Below are 19,462 nucleotides of genomic sequence, written 5' to 3' on the forward strand. Positions count from 1 at the left end.
GTGTTGGGGTGCTCACCCCCCTCTGTCCTGTCGGACATCTCCCCCACAAGGGGGGAGATCAGCTGTACTACTGCCTTTGCACAACCGGAAACGTTTCAAATTGTGCAAAGGCGCTGATGCCAATGTGATCTCCCCCCTTGTGGGGGGTCCGAAGGACGGGCGAGACCCGTGGCTCGCCCCGGTAGCCCGACAGGGCAGAGGGGGGTGAAATGCACCCCACCAATCAAACGGCCAATTTATCCAAAACTTTTCCCCGGCACGATCCGCATGACATTGCCCCAAGGATCAACAATCTCGCGCTCATCTTTGGCATCAACTGAAACAAACTCCGCCCAAGCCAGACCCGAACGGTCGTTGTCACGCTTGCCCGCACCCTTGCTCTGCCAGGAATTGGCAGCCACATGGTGGTGATAACCGCCTGTTGACAGGAACACGGCACTGCCACCAACCCCGGCGACCGTCTGCATCCCAAGTTCCCTGTGCCACCATTCCTCTGCTTCGCCAGCATTGCCGACACGCAGGTGCAGATGGCCGACCATGGCCCCATCAGGCGCGCCGTTCCACTCCGCCGTATCCGGCTTTAACGCGCCAAGCAGATTGCCGACATCAAGCGCAGCCGTGCCCATCTGAACCGATGAGCCGTTCCATTTCCAGCTTTCGTGCGGGCGATCCGCATAAATCTCGATGCCATTGCCTTCCGGGTCGGTCAGATAGATGGCCTCACTGACAACATGATCCGACGCGCCGACAATTGGCGTTCGCTGATCGATGGCGCGTTTGGCCCAGCGCGCAAGGTCAATGCGTCGCGGCAGGAGAAACGCCGTGTGATAAAGCCCGGCGCTGCTGGGATCATCCGCCCGAATGGCGGATGCCTGTTCGATTTCGAGCAATGGCGTATCGCCAGCGCCAAGCACAACCGTCTGCCCCTTGCGAGACAGTTCGCGCAAGCCAATCACGTCCGTGTAGTATTTTGAAAGCTGATCCGCGTCCTTGGCCTTGATACCCACTTTTGACACATGAGTCGGGGCCATTGCTGCAAAAGGTAGAGTGTTCATATCTGTCTCCGCGCGGGCTGGTTCTCCGCCCGCAATCGCCTGAAAGGCAAGCACCCCGGCACCGCTGACAACCTCTCTGCGTGTGACCTTCATGTGCATCCCCGCAATTTCATCACTTGTTTCTTCTGTGATAAAGTCGGCTCTCTCAGGCCAATATACAAGCCACGCAGCGGCGAACAGCATGTTCACTATTAGTGAACCGACCATTCGCCACTGTTTACAATCTTACCACATTGCGATCCGGCAGGAATTTTCCTAAATGGGGGATATGAAAGTCAAAGACGCCGATATTCTCATTATCCCCGGTTACACCAATTCCGGCCCCGATCACTGGCAGTCACGCTGGGAAGCAAAGCTTTCCACCGCGCGCCGTGTCGAGCAGAAGGAATGGTCAAAGCCTGTTCTTGCCGATTGGGTGGCCGAAGTGGTCAAGTCAGTCAATGAGGCGACACAGCCGGTTGTTATTGTCGCGCATTCGCTTGGCGTGCCAACCTTTGTGCAAGCGCTGCCGCAGATTGCTGACAAGATCAAAGGTGCGTTTCTGGTCACGCCGCCGGATGTATCGAATCCTAAAATACGGCCAAAACACCTGATGACTTTTGGGCCATACCCACGCGAACCTTTCACATTTCCGTCGGTGGTCATTGCCAGCCGCAATGATCACTACTGCGAATATGCAGTCGCGGAAGATCTGGCCGCCGCATGGGGCTCGCTGTTCATCGATGCGGGTGAATCCGGCCATCTCAATTCCGAATCCGGCCATGGACCATGGCCAGAGGGTTCGATGGTTTTTGCGCAGTTCATTTCACGGTTGTGAGGTGTTCGGGGCAGATTTCCGGGCGACGGATTTGAAAGCCGGTTTTGTTCTGTTCGAAACCGGCTTGATGGTAAAATCTGAGGGTGTCTGGGTCATTGGACCCAGTCAGTAACATGACTTTGTAACAGTTAACTTCCCATGCATGAGCAATCGCGGTTCTAATGACGGCATGGCCATACCCCTTTTTCCGATGCAGGGCATCCGTCACAACGTTCTCAATCAAGGCATAGGACAGCCCGCCTCTGGTCAAATTTGGGATCACCACAAGTGAGCATGTCGCCACCAACTCATTTTCGATCAGGCCAATAAAAATTTCGGTGCCTTTGTAGGCCATGGATTGTTGCCAAATCTGCACGGCAGCTTCCAATGGAATCTGCGGGTCTTCCAAGTGCAACTGCTGATATAGCTTAAGCAGCCAAGGAAGGTCATCTTGTGTAACTGTCCGAATGTTCAACCGCAGCGACATGCAATGCCATCTGCTGTGTAATGTCTCATACCGCTGAGTTCCACCATTATCCCCTCTTGCCCTCGCACCCATTTGAGACAATCTTGCCCCGAATTCTGGTCCGCCTACCCCTTCATCGTGCGACGGCATCCAGCAGGCTTTTGACACCAGACTGCAAATAGCCAGTATCGACCGCGAGTGGAACATAGGTATAGCCGAGGCTGGTGAACCGTTTCGCCAGTTCCGCATTCGCCGCGTAGATGCCGCAGAGTTTGCCCGCAGCGAGGGCCTTGGCTGCAATCTCCTTCAATGGTTCAATAATGGCTTGCGATCCCGCATCCACCTCGGCTCCGTTGCTCCAGCCGATGGAAAAGTCCGAGGGGCCGACGAAAACACCGTCAATACCGTCGACAGCAAGGATACCATCCAGCGCCGCAAAGGCCGCACGGGTTTCGATCATTGCAAAAGCCAGCGTCTTGCCGTTGACTTCACTGAGGTAAGCGCCGGAGCCGCCAGCGCCATAACCTGCGGGCCGTCCCCGTAGTTGCCCCCATGAACGCTCGCCAACCGGCGGATATTTCATCGAGGCCGCAAACCGCTTTGCATCTTCAACGGAATTGATCATCGGGGCGATAACGCCCTCGGCGCCGAAATCCAGCGCGCGGCTTGCCATGTCGAAACCGTCAACCGGGATGCGCACCACCGTGTGCTTGCCTGCATTCTGGATGATGCCGACACTTTGCAGCACCGATTGCGTATCAAACGCACCATGCTGCATATCGAGCATGAAAGTGGTGAAATCCGTACGGCACAGGGTTTCCATAACCAGCGGATAAGGCAGGTTACACCAGGCGGAATAAACCGTTTCTCCCGCCCTCAGACGTGACGCTAGCGACATGATCTCTCTCCCTGATGCTCTGCTGATGGTCGACTCGGCCTGCAGTGAAGCAAAAACGGAAGAGGTGCGCCAACAAAAAAACCGCCCGTGAAGGGCGGTTTTTACGAAGCGCGTGCAGGTGAGATCAGGAGCCCTGAATCTGCTTGATAGCTTCCTGCAGCATCTCGTCCATCGTGCGGCGGATGCGGTGATCGGATTTGTCGACGCCAGCGGCATCGAAATCAGCCCGGATCTTGCGGAAAACATCGTCGTCGCCGGCTTCCTGAAAATCTGCCTTGATGACCTCAAGCACATAGGCTTCGGCTTCCGCGCCTGTCTTACCAAGCTTTTCCGCCGCCCACTGACCGATCAGCTTGTTGCGCCGTGCCTCTGCCCGAAAGCGAACTTCCGCATCATGTGCGAATTTGTTTTCGAAGGCATTTTCGCGATCTTCCATTGTCATCCTCTCTTGCTCCCGCAAAATGAATTGGTCATTCCGGTGAAAGATGCCTCCCGGGTCTTGGCATTTTTAGGGCAAGTCCCGATCAACATAGTTTCTGAGGTCCATATAACTATTCTGCACAAAATCGAAAGTCTGAATTGAACCTCATCAGTCAAACATGGGTCACTTTGTCGTGGAAAGTCCATATAACTCATAATTCGGGGGATCACATACCCCATAATTCAGGGGAACTCATAAAGTATCATTGTAGAATGCTTGCTTTTACGATAGTTAGCGCGCCAACATGATGGCTATGACCAAGGCCGACCGATAACTCCAATACCAGAGACCTGCAATGAATCGTCGCCGCCGTGTCTACGAAGGCAAAGGCAAAATCCTTTACGAAGGACCAGAGCCAGGAACACTTGTTCAACATTTCAAAGACGACACCACCGTGCTGCATCCAAAGAAGCACGAAGTCATTGATGGCAAAGGTGTTCTGAACAACCGGATTTCCGAATATATTTTCACCCAGCTGAACCGCATGGGTATTCCGACGCACTTTATCCGCCGCCTCAATATGCGCGAGCAGCTGATCAAGGAAGTCGAGATCATCCCGCTTCAGGTGGTTGTGCGCAATATTGCTGCCGGTTCGCTGGCAAAACGCCTTGGAATCGAGGAAGGCACGGTTCTGCCGCGCTCAATCATCGAATTCTACTACAAGGCCGATGCGCTAGATGATCCGATGGTCTCCGAAGAGCACATCACAGCCTTTGGCTGGGCCGCACCGCAGGAAATCGACGACATCATGGCCTTGGCCATTCGCGTCAACGACTTCCTCAGCGGTCTGTTCCTCGGTGTCGGCATCCAGCTTGTGGATTTCAAGATCGAGTGCGGACGTTTGTGGGAAGGCGACATGATGCGTATTGTCGTTGCCGATGAGTTTTCGCCTGATTCCGCCCGCCTGTGGGATAGCCAGACCAATGAAAAGCTTGATAAGGACCGGTTCCGCCGTGATATGGGCGGTCTGATCGAGGCCTATCAGGAAGTGGCCCGGCGTCTCGGCATCATGAATGAAAATGAACAGCTGCGCCCCACCGGGCCGGTTCTGGTTAAATAAACGCTGATTGAACAATCCCGGAGAAGACAATCGATGAAGGCACGTGTCACTGTAACCTTGAAAAATGGCGTTCTTGACCCACAGGGTAAGGCGATCGTCGGCGCGCTCGGCAGTCTTGGTTTCGAGGGCGTCGCATCCGTGCGCCAGGGCAAGATTTTTGATGTCGAGGTCAACACCACAGACCGCGCTACTGCCGAAGCCAATGTCAAGGCGATGTGCGAAAAGCTGCTCGCCAACACAGTCATCGAAGATTACGCGGTGGAGCTTATCTAAATGAAATCAGCTGTCGTACTTCTCCCGGGCCTTAATCGCGACCGTGACATGATTGCGGCGCTGACGAAAATCTCCGGCCATGCACCCCAGACGGTCTGGCAGACGGACACCGAAATCCCCGATGTCGATCTGATCGTCATTCCCGGCGGCTTTTCCTATGGCGACTATCTGCGGTGCGGCGCCATTGCCGCGCGTATGCCCGTCATGCAGGCGATCCGCGAGAAGGCTGACAAGGGCGTCATGGTCATGGGCGTATGCAACGGTTTCCAGATTTTGCAGGAAGCTGGCCTGCTGCCCGGCGCTTTGATGCGCAATGCGTCACTGAAATTTGTGTGCCGCGAAGTGAAGCTTGAAGTGACCAATGCCAACACCGCCTTCACTCGCGGTTATTCGCATGGTCAGGTCGTGCGCTGCCCGGTGGCCCATCATGATGGCAATTTCTTCGCTGACGAAAAGACTTTGGCCCGTATCGAAGGCGAAGGTCAGGTGGTTTTCCGCTATGCGGAAGGCACCAACCCGAACGGCGCGATGAATGATATTGCCGGTATTATCAGCGAAAAAGGCAATGTTCTCGGTATGATGCCGCATCCGGAGAACCTGATTGAAGCCGCCCATGGCGGAACTGATGGCCGTGCACTGTTTGCGGGCATTCTTGGGATTGCCGCCTGAGTAAAATTCTATACGTTTGAGAAATGCCGTTTTGATCCGCAATGGATCGGAACGGCACTCAAATGGAGGAATTGAGACATGAAACTCTACTCTCGGCCGCTATCTCCCTACTCCTCGATTGTTCGCTGCATCGCCTATTACAAGAATGCACCGATCAAGGTTGTGGCCCCACCCGCAGGTTGGCCGATCCCCGAAGAGTTTCGCAGCATTTCTCCATTCAATCGCATTCCGGTTCTGATCACCGGCTCGGGCCTCACGGTCCTCGAAGCCACAGTTATCTCCGAATATCTCGAAGAACATTTTCCCGAACCTGCTCTCTTGCCAGCCGACTCGCGTGATCGCGCTGTCGTGCGCATGACCGCCCGCCTGGCGGAGCTGGAAGTGCTCGTCCCGGTGATGGAGCTTTTCGAGCTCGTCCACACCAAATCGAAAGACGATGCCCGTATCACCAAGCTTTTCTCCCAGCTGGAAGCCGGTCTGCACGAGATAGAACATCGCATTGGCCACGGCCCCTATGCCCTCGGCAATCAAATGACGATGGCCGATGCGTGGCTTACGCCGATCCGCTTCCTCTTCAATCATTTCCGGGTGATGACGCGCCGTTCGCGCCTGCTGGAACCATTTCCGAAATTCGACGCCTATGAGCAACTTATTATTCAGGATCCGGTGCTATCGCTGGTCTGGTTCGAGATGGCGGATGCCTCAAAAGTGTTTCTCGCCGAGCTTGAGGCAAGTTAGACCGTAAATTCATTGGAGATAGCTGGATGCATATGAAGACGATTGGCATGGCCATGATGATTTCGCTCGTGGCACTTGCCGGATGCCAATCACCCAGCAAACCTGGGCCCGGTTCCCTCGCCTTTGGTTCCGATAAGGCTGCCCTTGCCACCATGGAACGGGTCGCCCTTGCCGCCAATACCTGCTGGTTCAAGTCGAAGGATTCAGCCTTCAAGCCTTATCATCTGGCACCAGAACTGAATTCCTATTCGGGACGTCCGCGCATTCTGGTGGTTCCGGCTGGCAATCCCGGCGGACGCCCGCTGCTCGTTGTTCACGCGGAGGGCAACCCGGCCAAGGTTGAAGCGTTTGGACCGCTGATGGGCCATTCGATGGGAAATCGCATCTCGTCAGACGTGCAGCGCTGGGCCGCAGGAACACCATCCTGCACCGCGCGCGGCTGATCAATTACAAACAGGGGGCCGGGTGCGATCCGCACCGGCTTTCAAACCTCAAGCGGACAAATAGCGATCGAGATCGGCTTCAACGTGATCGCGGGTCAGGGCAAGGTCTTTCAGCCCCTCATCGCTCAACCTGCCAAGTTGCAGTCGCGTGCGCCGTTTCATCAGGGCGCTTTCCACCCATCCGGCAAATTGTGACAGGAAGTCAGGCTGTGAGGCATAGGTCAGGCCCCGGATCGCAGGCCGGTTAGGTTCTACAAAAGTCGTACCCATATGCGCCTCCCTAAAACGGTTGAATATCTAATATATATGTAAATCACAAAAAATTCATTCAATATTACTGAGCGCTGGTATCAACTATTCTGATTAATGCCGAAACAGCATTCACCACGCAACAATCGGCAATTTTGCCGATTGAGCATAGGGCAATCAATCCCAGAAAAACCGTTTGGATTCATGCCACGCCTGCGATGGCGTCATGCCGATATCCTTCAGCTGATCCTTTGTCAGTTCGCGCAGTTCGATGCGGGTGCGGCGTTTGACGGCTGCGTTGCTCATCCACACAACAATGCGACGCAGCATTGTTACCCTGTCATGGGGCAATTTGGGCAAGAAGGTCGCTTTTACATCTCTTGGACCCGCACATTCTCTTTCGATTGCATCAATTGTACTCATAATCTCCATCCTACCAAGCCGAAATGGCTCGAATTGTATCGCTAATCGTAATGGATTGACTCAATTGGAATCGCAATATACATAATTGTCACCATGACAAATTGGCTTCCAGAATTGAAACACGGCAAAGGCCCGCTCTATCTGCAGCTTGCGGAGCGGATTGAATCGGATATTGCCGATGGTGTGCTTGCGCCGGGCACGAAATTGCCGCCGCAGCGCAACCTCGCCTTCGATATCGGGGTGACAATTGGTACAGTTGGCCGCGCGTACAATCTCATCCGCGAGCGCGGCCTTGTCAGCGGCGAAGTCGGCCGTGGCACCTATGTGATCGATCATGGGGAGGCGAAGCTGATCGAACTCCCCACAGCCCAGAATTCGCAGCCCTTCGGCGGCACGCGCGCCCACATTATTCCACCCGGCAATATCCGGCTCGACAGCACTGCCGCCATTGATGTGGGCCAATCGGCGATCATGGACCGCTTCCTGCGCGATATTACCAAGAACTATCCAGCTGAAATTGCCAGCTATTCCCGCACCCTGCCCCCCTCATGGCAATTGGCAGGCAGCCGCTGGCTTGGTTCATCCGAGTGGCGGCCCGATATATCATCCATCGTGCCCACACTTGGCGCCCATTCCGCCATTCTGGCGATCATTGCCGCCGTCACGGTTCCCGGCGACCGTATTGCCTTTGAGGATTTGAGCTATTGTTCCGCAGCACGCAGCGCCAATCTGATGGGCAGGCGCAGCATCATCATCAATACGGAAGACGGCAGCGCCACGCCTGATGATTTCGAGCGGCTTTGCGCGCAGCAGCATCCCAAACTGGTGTTCCTGATGCCATCGCTGCAAAACCCGACCGCCACCACCATGTCCGAAGAGCATCGTCGTGCCATCGTCGAGACAGCCCGCCGTTACAATGTCTGGATCATCGAGGACGAGATTTATGGCTCGCTCGTTGGCCTTGATCACGTCAAGCTTGCTGAACTCGCGCCTGAGCGCACTTTCCATATTGGCGGCCTGTCCAAATCCGTGACCGCAGGCGTGCGCGGCGGCTGGGTTGCCTGCCCGCCGCATCTCACATCGCGCGTCATCACCGCCCACAAGATGGTAACGGGTGGTATGCCCTTCCTCATGGCGGAACTTGGCGCGCAACTGGTCAATTCAGGTGAAGCCGATGCCATTCGCGTCAAGGTGCGGGAAGAAACAGCCGAGCGGGAAACACTGGCACGCTCTATCTTCAGCGGCTTTGAGTTCAACTCGCACCCCTATTCCCCCTTCATCTGGGTAAAACTGCCCGAGCCATGGCTTTCCGCAACCTTCAAGAGCGCCGCGCTCAACGAGGGCGTGCTGATTGATGATGAAGATGAGTTCAAGGCGGGCCGGACGGAAAAGACATTCCACCGCGTGCGGTTTGGCTATTCCGTTCCCGGCACAAAACAGGAAGTCGCCAGTGGGTTGAACATCCTGCGCAGGCTCATGGAAACCGACAATACGAGCTATGATAGTTATTCGTGAGCTGGCTCAAACAGCCTAATCCACCCTTCTCCGTCATCGTGGATATCTCTCTTCGTTATCCCAGACGCGCCTTTTCGTTATCCTGGAAAATCTCTCTCCGTCGTCCTCGGGCACCTCTCTCCGTCGTCCTCGGGCAGCTCTCTCGGTCATCCTCGGGCTTGACCCGAGGACCCACGGCTAAGAGGATGAAATCATCTGAATGTTCAGTGCTTTTAAGATATGGGTCCTCGGGTCAAGCCCGAGGATGACGGAGAAAGGTGGAGTGATGATCCGAATATCACACCACCTGTTGAAGAAACGCGGCAAGCGACAATTTTTCCGCGTTTGACGGTGTATTCCCCGCACAAATTGCTCTAAGAGAACCCAAGAAAAGCGCAATGGAATTGGTATTACCGATGGCTCTCTCCAATACAATCCAGATCACACCGGAACTCGTTGCTTCGCACGGGCTGAAGCCGGACGAATATCAACGCATTCTCGACCTGATCGGGCGCGAGCCCAGCTTTACCGAGCTTGGCATTTTCTCGGCCATGTGGAACGAGCATTGCTCCTACAAATCCTCGAAGAAATGGCTGCGCACGTTGCCGACAACCGGGCCGCAGGTCATTCAGGGACCGGGCGAAAACGCGGGTGTTGTTGATATTGGTGATGGCGATTGCGTGGTCTTCAAGATGGAAAGCCACAACCACCCCTCCTATATCGAGCCCTATCAGGGCGCGGCAACAGGCGTTGGTGGCATTTTGCGCGATGTGTTCACCATGGGCGCGCGGCCGATTGCAGCCATGAACGCCCTGCGCTTTGGCGCGCCGTCCCACCCCAAGACACGCCACCTCGTATCCGGAGTGGTTGAAGGCGTTGGCGGCTACGGTAATTCCTTTGGTGTTCCGACCGTCGGCGGCGAAGTCAATTTCGATGCCCGCTACAACGGCAACATTCTGGTCAATGCCTTTGCCGCTGGCCTTGCCAAAACTGATGCGATCTTCCTGTCCGAAGCCAAGGGCGTCGGCCTTCCCGTTGTTTATCTTGGTGCCAAAACAGGTCGCGATGGTGTCGGCGGTGCCACCATGGCATCGGCGGAATTTGACGAATCGATCGAAGAAAAGCGCCCGACCGTGCAGGTTGGCGATCCCTTCACCGAAAAATGCCTGCTTGAAGCCTCGCTGGAGCTGATGGCCTCGGGCGCCGTCATCGCCATTCAGGACATGGGCGCCGCTGGCCTCACCTGCTCGGCGGTTGAAATGGGTGCCAAGGGCAATCTTGGTATTCGCCTGAACCTTGATGATGTGCCGGTGCGCGAAGAGCGCATGACCGCCTATGAAATGATGCTGTCGGAAAGCCAGGAGCGTATGCTCATGGTTCTACGTCCGGAAAAGGAAGCCGAAGCCCAGGCAATCTTCAAGAAATGGGGTCTGGATTTCGCCATTGTCGGTTACACCACTGACGATCTGCGCTTCCGCGTCATCCATCAGGGCGAAGAAGTCGCCAATCTGCCCATCAAAGACCTCGGCGATCAGGCACCCGAATATGACCGCCCATGGATGGAACCCGGTAAACATGCGGCGCTGCCCGCTGCAAACGTTCCCGATGTGGATGATTATGGCGCAGCGCTCTTGAAACTGATCGGCTCGCCTGATCTTTCCTCGCGCCGCTGGGTCTATGAACAATATGACACGCTCATTCAGGGCAACTCGCTGCAGGTGCCCGGCGGCGACGCCGGTGTTGTCCGCGTTGAGGGCCACCGCACCAAGGCGCTCGCCTTTTCCTCCGACGTTACACCGCGCTATTGCGAAGCTGATCCCTATGAAGGCGGTAAGCAGGCCGTTGCCGAATGCTGGCGCAACCTGACTGCCGTCGGCGCAGAGCCGCTCGCAGCCACCGACAACCTCAATTTCGGCAATCCGGAACGCCCTGAAATCATGGGCCAGCTGGTCAAAGCCATTGGCGGTATCGGCGATGCCTGCCGCGCGCTCGCCTTCCCCATCGTCTCGGGCAATGTGTCGCTCTACAACGAGACCAATGGTCAGGCGATCCTGCCGACACCGACCATTGCAGGCGTTGGCCTGATCCCCGACTGGTCGAAGACTGCCAAGATCGGCAGCATGCATGAGAGTGATGTGCTGATCCTCATCGGCGGCGATGGCACACATCTTGGCCAATCGGTCTATCTGCGTGATCTGCATGGCCGTGCGGATGGCCCGCCCCCGCCTGTCGATCTCAACATCGAAAAGCGCAACGGCAATTTCGTCCGCTCGGCTATCCGCAATGGTCAGGTCACAGCCTGTCACGACCTGTCTGACGGCGGCCTTGGTGTTGCGCTGGCTGAAATGTGCATGGCTTCCGGTAAGGGCGCTACCGTCAATGTTGGCGAGGGCCCTGCTCATGCGGTGCTCTTCGGCGAAGATCAGGCGCGTTACCTGATTGCCGTTGCTCCCGACACGGCGAATTTGATTTCGCTCAATGCCGAGGGCTCGGGCGTTCCGTTCCGCAAGCTTGGAACTGTCGGCGGCAATACATTGACGATCGAGCGTCTCGCCTCCATATCAGTTGCAGACCTGACAAAAGCCCACGAATCGTGGTTCCCTGACTATATGAGCGGTCAGGACAGCGAAGAAACACAGGCTGCATGATCGAAGATTGGGAGACAGAATATGGCTATGGACGCGCACGACATCGAGAAAATGATCAAGGACGCCATTCCTGATGCGCAGGTGACCATTCGCGATCTTGCAGGTGATGGTGATCATTATGCAGCGGAAGTCGTCGCCGAGAGTTTTCGCGGCAAGTCGCGCGTTCAGCAGCACCAGATGGTCTATGACGCGCTGAAGGGCAATATGGGCGGGGTGCTGCACGCCCTCGCCCTGCAGACCAGCGCTCCCGAATAATCCCTACTTCTTCCCGAATACCGCGATAATCGGCCCCACGGGGTCGGTGCCGCCAACCAGCGTTTTACGACCATTGGCGAGCGACGAGATCGTGCCATCGAAAAACAGCGCATTGGCACAGCCAAGCCCGTCCTTGAACAGACGGGCAAAACTCCCCAGACTGACCGGCTCTATGGTGATCGCCAGAACCACGGTATTGGCATCGCGAATGCCGACACCATTGCGGATAAGGCGCGACGTGCCGTTCGGCTCGAAGCGCGGATGAACCTGTCCGTCGATAACCAGCATCGGCCCCGATTGCGTTGCGATGCGCACATCGGGCGCAGCAGTGGCAAACGCTCCTGTTTCAAGAACACCGGGCGTTCCGTTCTTGCCGATAAAGAACACCCCGTTCGGTTTCAGGAAAAAATTGCCTTCGCCCTCATTGGTCTCCAGTTCCGATGTCTGGTTGCCCTCCTCGACATAAAGGCCAACGGGTGAAAGGTCTTCCTCATACATGCCTGCATTCATCGCAAGGATCGGCCTGACATCCTGCGGACGGGACTCCATAAACGCCTTGAGCGAGCCATAGGCCTCGCCATCAGCATTGGCCCGTGCCAGATCAATGCGGTGGGTGCGCAGATCAATCTCGCAAACGATGGAGTCGACCCCCTCGAATGTCATCTTGCGGCAGATATCGGGCAGATCGCCATCAGAGATATTGATTGGCGGATTGGGCGCAGGTTTGGGCGGCGGTGGAGGTCGCATAAACCAGAAAATGCCGAGGATAATGACCAAAACAACGATACTGATCGCGATAATGCTACGAGATGACACAATGACCAGCCTTGTTTTGCCAGAATTGAAGCGCTATTTGTTTAGAAGAGATCAATTTGGACCAATGATGACGATTCGTCGTGCATTGGTATGAAAGGTTTGCCCGAAATGAGCGGTATCAACGAATTTATCGACAATGAGGTCAAGAGCAACGACGTTGTCCTGTTCATGAAGGGTACGCCGGGCTTTCCGCAGTGTGGCTTTTCCGGGCAGGTTGTGCAGATCCTTGATTATATCGGCGTTGATTATAAGGGTGTGAACATCCTTACATCAAATGAACTGCGTCAGGGTATCAAGGATTACTCCAACTGGCCGACCATCCCGCAACTTTATGTGAAGGGCGAGTTTGTCGGCGGTTGCGACATCATCCGCGAAATGTTCCAGGCAGGTGAATTACAGACCCTGCTCAGCGAGAAGGGCGTCGCCACAAAGGCCGCCTAGTAACGCAATAATTTCAGTTGGTTCCGGGGAAATCCGGAATCTTATTCTCAAGGCGTCGGGCCCTCCGACGCCTTTGTCGTTGTTTTTGCAGGTCTCATAATGGATAGCACTACACAAGCATCAGCACCGCGTCTGATGGGGATGGGGAAAGTCGAATTCATCGGGATGATGGCCATGCTCATGGCGATCAACGCGTTGGCAATCGATATCATGCTGCCCGGTTTGCAGCAGATCGGCGCGAGCCTCGGGGTGACGAACGAAAACCACAGGCAATATGTGATCTCGGCTTATCTGCTCGGTTTCTCCATATCACAATTATTTTACGGCCCGATCTCCGATCGTTTCGGCCGCCGCAAGCCGCTGCTGTTCGGCCTTGCGGTTTATGTCATCGCAGCCACCAGCGCCGCCTTCGTGCCAAGTTTCGCCTCGCTCCTGTTCTTCCGGTTGATTCAGGGCATTGGTTCGGCGGCAACGCGCGTTATCACCATTTCCATCGTCCGCGATGTCTATGGTGGCCGTCAGATGGCCGAAGTCATGTCGCTCATCATGATGGTCTTCATGATTGTACCGGTTATTGCGCCGGGCACGGGTCAGGCCGTCATGATCTTTGGCGACTGGCACCTGATCTTCATATTCATGGCTGTGATCGCCGCTGCCGTCACGCTCTGGATGTATATCCGCCTGCCCGAAACCTTTGATCCGGCTGATCAGCGCCCGTTCACGCTGAAATCGGTTGCTCAAGGCTTCAAGATCGTGCTGACCAACCGTGTAGCGCTCTGCTACACGCTGGCAAGCGCGTTCCTGTTCGGGGCGCTCTTCGGCTTCATCAATTCGGCCCAGCAGATCTATATCGGCATTTACGAGCTTGGCATCTGGTTCCCGGTGGCGTTTGCGTCCGTTGCGATCACCATGGCGTTTTCGTCCTTCATGAATTCACGCCTTGTTGGCCGCTTTGGCATGCGCCGTCTTTCCCACGGCGCATTGCTGGGCTTCCTGACCATCAGCACGATCTGGGTGCTGCTGACCATATTCGGACCGTATCCAACGCCCTTCCCGCTCTATCTCGTGCTTTTTGCCTTGGCGATGTTTCAGTTCGGCTGGATTGGTTCGAACTTCAACGCACTGGCAATGGAGCCGCTCGGCCATGTGGCTGGTACAGCGTCCTCCGTGCTCGGGTTCATGGGTACGGCGGGCGGCGGCGCCATCGGCGCACTTATCGGCCAGTCCTTTGACGGGACGACCCTGCCGCTGGTGATGGGCTTCTTCGTGGTTTCGGTGATCGGTCTGATATTCGTGCTGATTGCCGAGAAGGGAAAACTCTTCCATCCACACAATCCGCGGGTTTAGACCCGCGGATTTTTGCGTGACTTACTCAGACCAGAGTATCTCACGCAAATCCTGCCAGTTCGCCTTGTCAGGCGCGATCAGCAAGCCGCCATCCAGATGCTTGGGCAGATAGGCAGAACCATCAAAGCGGGCCGCATGGCCGCCCGCTTCCTGATGGATGAGCACACCGGCAAGGTGATCCCACGGCATCAACTTGTTGAAGATGGCGAAATGCGCATTTCCCGATGCTATCAAACGATATTCATGCGCCGCACAGCGGAAGCCGAATGACGCCTTGCACTTGGCATGGTTACGCGCCAGCGTTGAACGCAAGGGATCGCTGAGGAATTGCCAGGAAATCGCACCGAGCATTTCATTGACCGCCGCAGGTGGTGATACGGACACTTTGTGCCTGACATCAAAAGCCGAGCGGATATGGCTACCAGCGCCTTTGACGCCAATGATCCAGTCCTTGCCGACAGGGTCATGAATAATCCCGGCCACCGTTTCGCCATTGACCACAACGGCAAGCATCACGCCGAAGAGCGGAACACCGGTGGCAAAATTATAAGTGCCATCAACAGGATCAATGATGAAGGCCAATGGCGCATCTTTCAGCTTGCCGAGCAACGATGCGTCAAGCTCACAGGCTTCCTCGCCGAGCACAAATGCATCGGGATAGCGCTCACGCRGACGTGCCGTGATTACGCGCTCTGCACTGGTATCGGCTTCCGTCACCAGATCAAGTGCTGACGTCTTCTGCTTGATATCGGCAGTGCCAAGCTGGCGAAAGCGCGGCATGATCTCCTGAAGCGCAACTGCACTGAGCAGATCACTCAACCAATCAATATCCTGATCATTAAACGGCACTGGCTTCTGCTCCACTTGTGACAAGACCGGCAAAATCAAAGATGTTGCGGTCGAGAAGATGGCTCGGGCGCGTATTGGCGAGCGCGCGGATCATGATTTCCTTGCGGCCCGGCATGCGCTTTTCAATATCGGTCAGCATCGCCTTCATCATATTGCGCTGCAAGCCATCCTGACTGCCGCAAAGATCACACGGAATGATCGGAAACTGCATGGCGGTGGCGAACTTTTCCAGATCATCCTCGGCGCAATAGCTCAAAGGCCGCAGCACCATCACATCGCCCTCATCATTGAGCAGCTTTGGCGGCATTGCGGCGAGCCTGCCGCCATGAAAGAGGTTCATGAAAAAGGTTTCGAGAATATCCTCACGGTGATGGCCGAGCACCAGCGCCGAACAGCCCTCTTCGCGCGCAACACGGTAAAGATGACCACGCCGCAGCCGCGAACAGAGCGAGCAATAGGTCTGGTTTTCCTGCACCTTGTCGGTGACAATGGAATAGGTGTCCTTGTATTCGATCCGGTGCTCGATGCCGTTCTTTTTGAGGAATTCCGGCAGGATATGTTTGGGGAAATTCGGCTGCCCCTGATCGAGATTGCAGGCGAGCAGGTCAACCGGCAGCATACCGCGCCATTTCAGGTCAAGCAGCAATGCCAGCAGGGCATAGGAATCCTTGCCGCCTGACAGTCCGATCAGCCAGCGTTCGCCCGGCCTGACCATGCCGAAATCATCCAGGGCCTGACGCGTATTGCGCAGGAGCCGCTTGCGCAGCTTGTTGAACTCGACATTGGACGGCACCCCGAGAAACATCGGGTGGCAACCCGCCGCATCCGCCAGATCCTGATCGTGAATGGTCATCTTCTCACCTCTGGCGCCTTCATTGCCCCGGTGCAAGCCTCAACGCAAGCAGTGTTTCGTTTTGTGCCAATCCTAAAGTTTGAATTCACCTTTGTTTCAGTAAACTTAAAATTTGCATCAACATTGTTCGTGGTTCGACGGGCTCACCATGAGGGAGAGCGGTAGGTTGCAACGCTAATCGCCAACGGTGCAGAACTTGACTCCCTGCAATCCACCCCTCTCCCTCATGGTGAGCCCGTCGAACCACGCTAAATGGTCCTGCAAATCCTTGAAGTTCAGCCAGAGATAATCCAAATGGTGGATTTATGGTTGCAAACAAAACTATTGCCCAAACACCGACCAACCCGTCCGCTGCGCCAGAAGCTCCAGCGCCGCCGAGCCCAGCAGCGAATTGCCGTTCTCATTCAGCCCCGGCGACCACGCGGCAATTGATGCCCTGCCCGGTGCGATAGCCAGAATGCCCCCGCCGACACCGCTTTTACCCGGCAGGCCGACCCGATAGGCAAAATCACCCGAGCCATCATAATGTCCGCACATCAGCATCAGCGCGTTGATACGCCGTGCCCGGCTTGAGGACACCACACTGCCGCCACTGAGCGGATTGCGCCCGGCAGAGGCCAGATAGAGCCCGGCATGCGCCAATTGCCGGCAGGACATGGCAATGGCGCAATGGTGAAAATAAACGCCAAGCACATGTTCAGCGGGATGATTGAGATTGCCAAAGGAGCGCATGAAATTGGCAAGTGCCACATTCCTGTAGCCGGTATTGGTTTCGGAGCGTGCCACATTGTGATCAATGGCAATGGTCTCATCATCGGCAAGATGCCGGATGAACTGGACGATTTCGCCGATTGCCTCTTTCGGCAGATGCCCCGCCAGCACCACATCGGCGACAGCAATAGCCCCGGCATTGATGAAGGGATTGCGCGGTTTACCCTTCTCCTGTTCCAGCTGAACAATCGAGTTGAACGCATTGCCCGAAGGCTCGCGCCCGACACGCTTCCACAACCCATCACCAATCTTGCCGAGCGCCAGCGTCAGGGTGAAAACCTTGGAAATGCTCTGGATGGAGAACGATGTGTCGGCGTCACCAGCCGTATGCACCTGACCATCGACGGTGCACAGCGCCAGTCCGAACTGCTTCGGATCAACCGTGGCGAGTTCGGGAATATAATCAGCCAGCTTGCCCTCGCCGATACGGCTGGCAAGATCCTGATACACACTGTCGACGACATCCTGAAGATCGGTCATACGCGCTCCGGCAAGATAAGAGACAAAAAAAGCCGCCCGGATTTCTCGGGGCGGCTTTTCGTAAACTCAGAACTGATTAACGCGAATAGAATTCGACAACCAGATTTGGTTCCATCTGTACAGCGTATGGCACATCGGAGAAGGCCGGAACGCGTGAGTACTTGGCAACCATCTTGTTGTGGTCAACTTCGAGATATTCAGGAACGTCACGTTCAGCAAGCTGCGAGGCTTCAAGAACGAAAGCAAGCTGCTTCGACTTTTCGCGCACTTCAATCACGTCACCTGCCTTGCAGATGTAGGACTGAATGTTGACGCGACGGCCGTTGACGTTGACGTGACCGTGGTTGACGAACTGGCGCGCAGCAAAGATCGTCGCAACGAACTTGGCGCGGTACACCACTGCATCCAGACGCGACTCCAGCAGGCCGATCAGCTGTTCGCCGGTATCGCCCTTACGACGGGAAGCTTCTTCATAGGTCTTGCGGAACTGCTTTTCCGAGATGTCGCCGTAGAAGCCCTTGAGCTTCTGCTTGGCGCGCAGCTGTACGCCGAAATCGGAAAGCTTGCTCTTACGGCGCTGACCATGCTGGCCGGGACCATATTCACGACGGTTAACCGGGGATTTTGGACGGCCCCAGATGTTTTCGCCAAGACGGCGATCAATTTTATACTTGGACGATTCGCGCTTGCTCATCGCATTTCCTTTCAACCAAACCAAATCGAAGCCTGCGCCCCGATTCAAGGAAACGCGCCCTCCTCTGCCTCCTGTTTTTGAAGACTGACAGAATGATTCACGCACGCTTTGCGAAATCACTCACGGGACACGTCAAATGAAACGCAGAGCTGTTGAGCCCTGCGCTGGGGTGGCTTCTAGTGTGAAGGTTTCGTGATGTCAAGCCAGACCAAGCATTTCACCGGTTTATAAAGTTTGAAACCGATAGCCCGCATTAGGCGTTAGGTTAGACGCTCAACAGGAGTAGAGCCGATAATGACCCTATTCTCGCAGCAGCAGCGCTGTTCGACACTCGTCCTTTTATCCCTCACAGCATGTTTTGCAACAACGGCTTTGATCAGTAGCACTGATATCACCGAAGCGCGCCAGAGGCGGCACTCCACTGCAAACCGACCTGTGCTGCCAGTGATTCCGCCAGTCCCGCAAACCAAACCCGGCAGTGAAGCCGCACCCGAAGCGCCCAAGCCTGAGGAAAAGCCGGTAGAGGATATTCAGAAGGCCGATCCGGAGACAACGCCGGTTCCCGAGCAGAAACCCGCGCCGGAAGCCAAACCGGCGGAAAAACCTGATGTGAAGCCCGCCGAACAGCTCGGACCCAATCCTCCTCCCGATGGAAAAGCCGGGGATAAGAATGATACGAAGTCCGATGATGAAGACACGGCTGAGAAATCTGATCCGGCCACCTCTCCCGATCGCGTTTATCAAAATGCCTGTCCGGCCTTGATGAATGGCGATGTTCAGGGCGAAATCATTCCGCCATTGTCCGAGGGCATGTGCGGTGAGCGCTCCCCGCTCAAAATCACCGCCATCGGCAAGGACAAGCCGGTGAAATTTGCTGCGCCCATCACCACCAACTGCACCATGGCTGGAACACTTGCCGGATGGATCGGCGATGTGGAGCAGGCAGCACAAAAATCATTTGGTGCAGGGATTGAGAGTATTTCAACGGGTTCCGACTATCAGTGCCGCAAGGTCAATAATGGCCATAAAGGCCGCGTATCGGAACACGCCTTTGCCAATGCACTCGATATCATGTCGTTCAAGTTCACCAACGGCAAAGCCACGGAACTTGGTTCCGGCTGGAAAGGTTCACCGGAAGAACAGGAATTCTGGCGGTCAGTACAAAAAACCAGCTGCGAGAAATTCATGACAGTGATCGGACCGGATGGTGACGCCGCCCATCAGGGCAATCTGCATCTGGATCTCGGCTGCCACGGTAAGGCA

23 protein-coding genes are annotated in these 19,462 nt (G+C 55.6%); 12 read left to right on the forward strand and 11 right to left on the reverse strand.

Going from position 1 to position 19,462, the window contains the following annotated elements; all coding sequences use genetic code 11:
* Positions 1-236: 236 nt before the first annotated feature.
* On the reverse strand, positions 237-1,148 hold the full coding sequence (locus AB4Y96_RS25560) for a VOC family protein (protein ID WP_441920773.1): 912 nt from the start codon (positions 1,146-1,148) through the stop codon (positions 237-239).
* A 175-nt stretch (positions 1,149-1,323) separates the two neighbouring features.
* Here AB4Y96_RS25560 and AB4Y96_RS25565 point away from each other — a divergent pair, with 175 nt between their 5' ends.
* Complete coding sequence (locus AB4Y96_RS25565; protein ID WP_091878417.1) at positions 1,324-1,872, forward strand: RBBP9/YdeN family alpha/beta hydrolase; 549 nt, start codon at positions 1,324-1,326, stop codon at positions 1,870-1,872.
* On the opposite strand, the gene AB4Y96_RS25570 is transcribed toward AB4Y96_RS25565, so the two are convergent.
* The 3 genes from AB4Y96_RS25570 to AB4Y96_RS25580 form a co-directional block, all read right to left on the reverse strand.
* Positions 1,856-2,338, reverse strand: a complete 483-nt coding sequence (locus tag AB4Y96_RS25570) for a GNAT family N-acetyltransferase (RefSeq protein ID WP_441920774.1) — start codon at positions 2,336-2,338, stop codon at positions 1,856-1,858. The two genes, AB4Y96_RS25565 and AB4Y96_RS25570, sit on opposite strands and share 17 nt — an antisense overlap.
* Before the next feature lie 112 nt (positions 2,339-2,450).
* The gene (locus tag AB4Y96_RS25575) at positions 2,451-3,215 is read right to left on the reverse strand and encodes an HpcH/HpaI aldolase family protein (protein WP_441920776.1); all 765 of its coding nucleotides are present in this window, start codon (positions 3,213-3,215) and stop codon (positions 2,451-2,453) included.
* Between the two features lie 124 nt (positions 3,216-3,339).
* A complete protein-coding gene (locus tag AB4Y96_RS25580) occupies positions 3,340-3,657 on the reverse strand; it encodes a DUF1476 domain-containing protein (protein ID WP_091877508.1) in 318 nt (105 codons plus the stop codon).
* 334 nt (positions 3,658-3,991) lie between these two features.
* Here AB4Y96_RS25580 and purC point away from each other — a divergent pair, with 334 nt between their 5' ends.
* The 5 genes from purC to AB4Y96_RS25605 all read left to right on the forward strand — a co-directional run bounded on the left by purC (position 3,992) and on the right by AB4Y96_RS25605 (position 6,879).
* Positions 3,992-4,756 (forward strand): phosphoribosylaminoimidazolesuccinocarboxamide synthase, encoded by a 765-nt coding sequence (gene purC / locus AB4Y96_RS25585; protein ID WP_091877510.1) that lies wholly within the window; start codon positions 3,992-3,994, stop codon positions 4,754-4,756.
* Between the two features lie 33 nt (positions 4,757-4,789).
* The gene (gene purS, locus AB4Y96_RS25590; RefSeq protein WP_091877513.1) at positions 4,790-5,029 is read left to right on the forward strand and encodes a phosphoribosylformylglycinamidine synthase subunit PurS; all 240 of its coding nucleotides are present in this window, start codon (positions 4,790-4,792) and stop codon (positions 5,027-5,029) included.
* Entirely contained in the window at positions 5,030-5,698 is a 669-nt protein-coding gene (gene purQ, locus AB4Y96_RS25595) for a phosphoribosylformylglycinamidine synthase subunit PurQ (protein WP_441920777.1), read from the forward strand. It begins immediately after the preceding gene.
* Between the two features lie 78 nt (positions 5,699-5,776).
* Positions 5,777-6,436, forward strand: coding sequence for a glutathione S-transferase family protein (locus AB4Y96_RS25600; protein WP_441920778.1), 660 nt, complete (start codon positions 5,777-5,779; stop codon positions 6,434-6,436).
* A gap of 26 nt (positions 6,437-6,462) precedes the next feature.
* A complete protein-coding gene (locus AB4Y96_RS25605) occupies positions 6,463-6,879 on the forward strand; it encodes a hypothetical protein (protein ID WP_091877519.1) in 417 nt (138 codons plus the stop codon).
* A 48-nt stretch (positions 6,880-6,927) separates the two neighbouring features.
* On the opposite strand, the gene AB4Y96_RS25610 is transcribed toward AB4Y96_RS25605, so the two are convergent.
* Both AB4Y96_RS25610 and AB4Y96_RS25615 read right to left on the reverse strand, forming a co-directional pair.
* Positions 6,928-7,149: a DUF1127 domain-containing protein gene (locus tag AB4Y96_RS25610; RefSeq protein ID WP_091877521.1), complete on the reverse strand. Its 222-nt coding sequence runs from the start codon at positions 7,147-7,149 to the stop codon at positions 6,928-6,930.
* A 156-nt stretch (positions 7,150-7,305) separates the two neighbouring features.
* Entirely contained in the window at positions 7,306-7,551 is a 246-nt protein-coding gene (locus tag AB4Y96_RS25615) for a DUF1127 domain-containing protein (protein WP_441920780.1), read from the reverse strand.
* Between the two features lie 93 nt (positions 7,552-7,644).
* Here AB4Y96_RS25615 and AB4Y96_RS25620 point away from each other — a divergent pair, with 93 nt between their 5' ends.
* From AB4Y96_RS25620 to AB4Y96_RS25630, 3 genes are all read left to right on the forward strand, one after another.
* Positions 7,645-9,066 (forward strand): aminotransferase-like domain-containing protein, encoded by a 1,422-nt coding sequence (locus AB4Y96_RS25620; protein ID WP_441920781.1) that lies wholly within the window; start codon positions 7,645-7,647, stop codon positions 9,064-9,066.
* 395 nt (positions 9,067-9,461) lie between these two features.
* Positions 9,462-11,693, forward strand: a complete 2,232-nt coding sequence (gene purL / locus AB4Y96_RS25625; protein WP_441920792.1) for a phosphoribosylformylglycinamidine synthase subunit PurL — start codon at positions 9,462-9,464, stop codon at positions 11,691-11,693.
* A gap of 21 nt (positions 11,694-11,714) precedes the next feature.
* Positions 11,715-11,948: a BolA/IbaG family iron-sulfur metabolism protein gene (locus tag AB4Y96_RS25630; RefSeq protein ID WP_091877529.1), complete on the forward strand. Its 234-nt coding sequence runs from the start codon at positions 11,715-11,717 to the stop codon at positions 11,946-11,948.
* A 3-nt stretch (positions 11,949-11,951) separates the two neighbouring features.
* Here AB4Y96_RS25630 and AB4Y96_RS25635 read toward each other — a convergent pair whose 3' ends face one another.
* On the reverse strand, positions 11,952-12,764 hold the full coding sequence (locus tag AB4Y96_RS25635) for a phosphodiester glycosidase family protein (RefSeq protein WP_441920784.1): 813 nt from the start codon (positions 12,762-12,764) through the stop codon (positions 11,952-11,954).
* A 108-nt stretch (positions 12,765-12,872) separates the two neighbouring features.
* On the opposite strand from AB4Y96_RS25635, the gene grxD reads away from it, so the two are divergent.
* Both grxD and AB4Y96_RS25645 read left to right on the forward strand, forming a co-directional pair.
* Positions 12,873-13,205, forward strand: coding sequence for a Grx4 family monothiol glutaredoxin (gene grxD / locus AB4Y96_RS25640; RefSeq protein WP_091878419.1), 333 nt, complete (start codon positions 12,873-12,875; stop codon positions 13,203-13,205).
* A 141-nt stretch (positions 13,206-13,346) separates the two neighbouring features.
* Positions 13,347-14,552 (forward strand): multidrug effflux MFS transporter, encoded by a 1,206-nt coding sequence (locus tag AB4Y96_RS25645; protein WP_441920793.1) that lies wholly within the window; start codon positions 13,347-13,349, stop codon positions 14,550-14,552.
* A gap of 21 nt (positions 14,553-14,573) precedes the next feature.
* Here the strand turns inward: AB4Y96_RS25645 and AB4Y96_RS25650 are convergent, their stop codons facing one another.
* The 4 genes from AB4Y96_RS25650 to rpsD all read right to left on the reverse strand — a co-directional run bounded on the left by AB4Y96_RS25650 (position 14,574) and on the right by rpsD (position 18,199).
* Positions 14,574-15,401, reverse strand: coding sequence for an inositol monophosphatase family protein (locus tag AB4Y96_RS25650; RefSeq protein WP_441920785.1), 828 nt, complete (start codon positions 15,399-15,401; stop codon positions 14,574-14,576).
* Complete coding sequence (gene ttcA / locus AB4Y96_RS25655) at positions 15,391-16,254, reverse strand: tRNA 2-thiocytidine(32) synthetase TtcA (protein ID WP_441920787.1); 864 nt, start codon at positions 16,252-16,254, stop codon at positions 15,391-15,393. The genes AB4Y96_RS25650 and ttcA overlap by 11 nt, the downstream gene beginning before the upstream one ends.
* Positions 16,255-16,575: 321 nt before the next feature.
* Entirely contained in the window at positions 16,576-17,505 is a 930-nt protein-coding gene (locus tag AB4Y96_RS25660) for a glutaminase (RefSeq protein ID WP_091877539.1), read from the reverse strand.
* A 76-nt stretch (positions 17,506-17,581) separates the two neighbouring features.
* On the reverse strand, positions 17,582-18,199 hold the full coding sequence (gene rpsD, locus AB4Y96_RS25665) for a 30S ribosomal protein S4 (RefSeq protein ID WP_091877541.1): 618 nt from the start codon (positions 18,197-18,199) through the stop codon (positions 17,582-17,584).
* Positions 18,200-18,493: 294 nt separating this feature from the next.
* On the opposite strand from rpsD, the gene AB4Y96_RS25670 reads away from it, so the two are divergent.
* Positions 18,494-19,462 (forward strand): extensin family protein (locus tag AB4Y96_RS25670; protein ID WP_441920790.1); only part of this gene is annotated, 969 nt, incomplete at its 3' end.

The organism is Phyllobacterium sp. TAF24, assembly GCF_052113785.1.
GTDB lineage: Bacteria > Pseudomonadota > Alphaproteobacteria > Rhizobiales > Rhizobiaceae > Phyllobacterium.

Excerpts from the sequence above, each read along its gene's own strand:
- AB4Y96_RS25600 (WP_441920778.1), top strand. The coding sequence starts at position 5,777 with ATGAAACTCTACTCTCGGCCGCTATCTCCCTACTCCTCGATTGTTCGC.
- rpsD (WP_091877541.1), bottom strand. The coding sequence starts at position 18,199 with ATGAGCAAGCGCGAATCGTCCAAGTATAAAATTGATCGCCGTCTTGGC.
- AB4Y96_RS25580 (WP_091877508.1), bottom strand. The coding sequence starts at position 3,657 with ATGACAATGGAAGATCGCGAAAATGCCTTCGAAAACAAATTCGCACAT.
- AB4Y96_RS25565 (WP_091878417.1), top strand. The coding sequence starts at position 1,324 with ATGAAAGTCAAAGACGCCGATATTCTCATTATCCCCGGTTACACCAAT.
- ttcA (WP_441920787.1), bottom strand. The coding sequence starts at position 16,254 with ATGACCATTCACGATCAGGATCTGGCGGATGCGGCGGGTTGCCACCCG.
- AB4Y96_RS25570 (WP_441920774.1), bottom strand. The coding sequence starts at position 2,338 with ATGTCGCTGCGGTTGAACATTCGGACAGTTACACAAGATGACCTTCCT.
- AB4Y96_RS25605 (WP_091877519.1), top strand. The coding sequence starts at position 6,463 with ATGCATATGAAGACGATTGGCATGGCCATGATGATTTCGCTCGTGGCA.
- AB4Y96_RS25620 (WP_441920781.1), top strand. The coding sequence starts at position 7,645 with ATGACAAATTGGCTTCCAGAATTGAAACACGGCAAAGGCCCGCTCTAT.
- AB4Y96_RS25560 (WP_441920773.1), bottom strand. The coding sequence starts at position 1,148 with ATGAAGGTCACACGCAGAGAGGTTGTCAGCGGTGCCGGGGTGCTTGCC.
- purS (WP_091877513.1), top strand. The coding sequence starts at position 4,790 with ATGAAGGCACGTGTCACTGTAACCTTGAAAAATGGCGTTCTTGACCCA.
- AB4Y96_RS25615 (WP_441920780.1), bottom strand. The coding sequence starts at position 7,551 with ATGAGTACAATTGATGCAATCGAAAGAGAATGTGCGGGTCCAAGAGAT.
- purC (WP_091877510.1), top strand. The coding sequence starts at position 3,992 with ATGAATCGTCGCCGCCGTGTCTACGAAGGCAAAGGCAAAATCCTTTAC.
- AB4Y96_RS25630 (WP_091877529.1), top strand. The coding sequence starts at position 11,715 with ATGGCTATGGACGCGCACGACATCGAGAAAATGATCAAGGACGCCATT.
- AB4Y96_RS25575 (WP_441920776.1), bottom strand. The coding sequence starts at position 3,215 with ATGTCGCTAGCGTCACGTCTGAGGGCGGGAGAAACGGTTTATTCCGCC.
- purQ (WP_441920777.1), top strand. The coding sequence starts at position 5,030 with ATGAAATCAGCTGTCGTACTTCTCCCGGGCCTTAATCGCGACCGTGAC.
- purL (WP_441920792.1), top strand. The coding sequence starts at position 9,462 with ATGGCTCTCTCCAATACAATCCAGATCACACCGGAACTCGTTGCTTCG.
- grxD (WP_091878419.1), top strand. The coding sequence starts at position 12,873 with ATGAGCGGTATCAACGAATTTATCGACAATGAGGTCAAGAGCAACGAC.
- AB4Y96_RS25610 (WP_091877521.1), bottom strand. The coding sequence starts at position 7,149 with ATGGGTACGACTTTTGTAGAACCTAACCGGCCTGCGATCCGGGGCCTG.
- AB4Y96_RS25660 (WP_091877539.1), bottom strand. The coding sequence starts at position 17,505 with ATGACCGATCTTCAGGATGTCGTCGACAGTGTGTATCAGGATCTTGCC.
- AB4Y96_RS25645 (WP_441920793.1), top strand. The coding sequence starts at position 13,347 with ATGGGGAAAGTCGAATTCATCGGGATGATGGCCATGCTCATGGCGATC.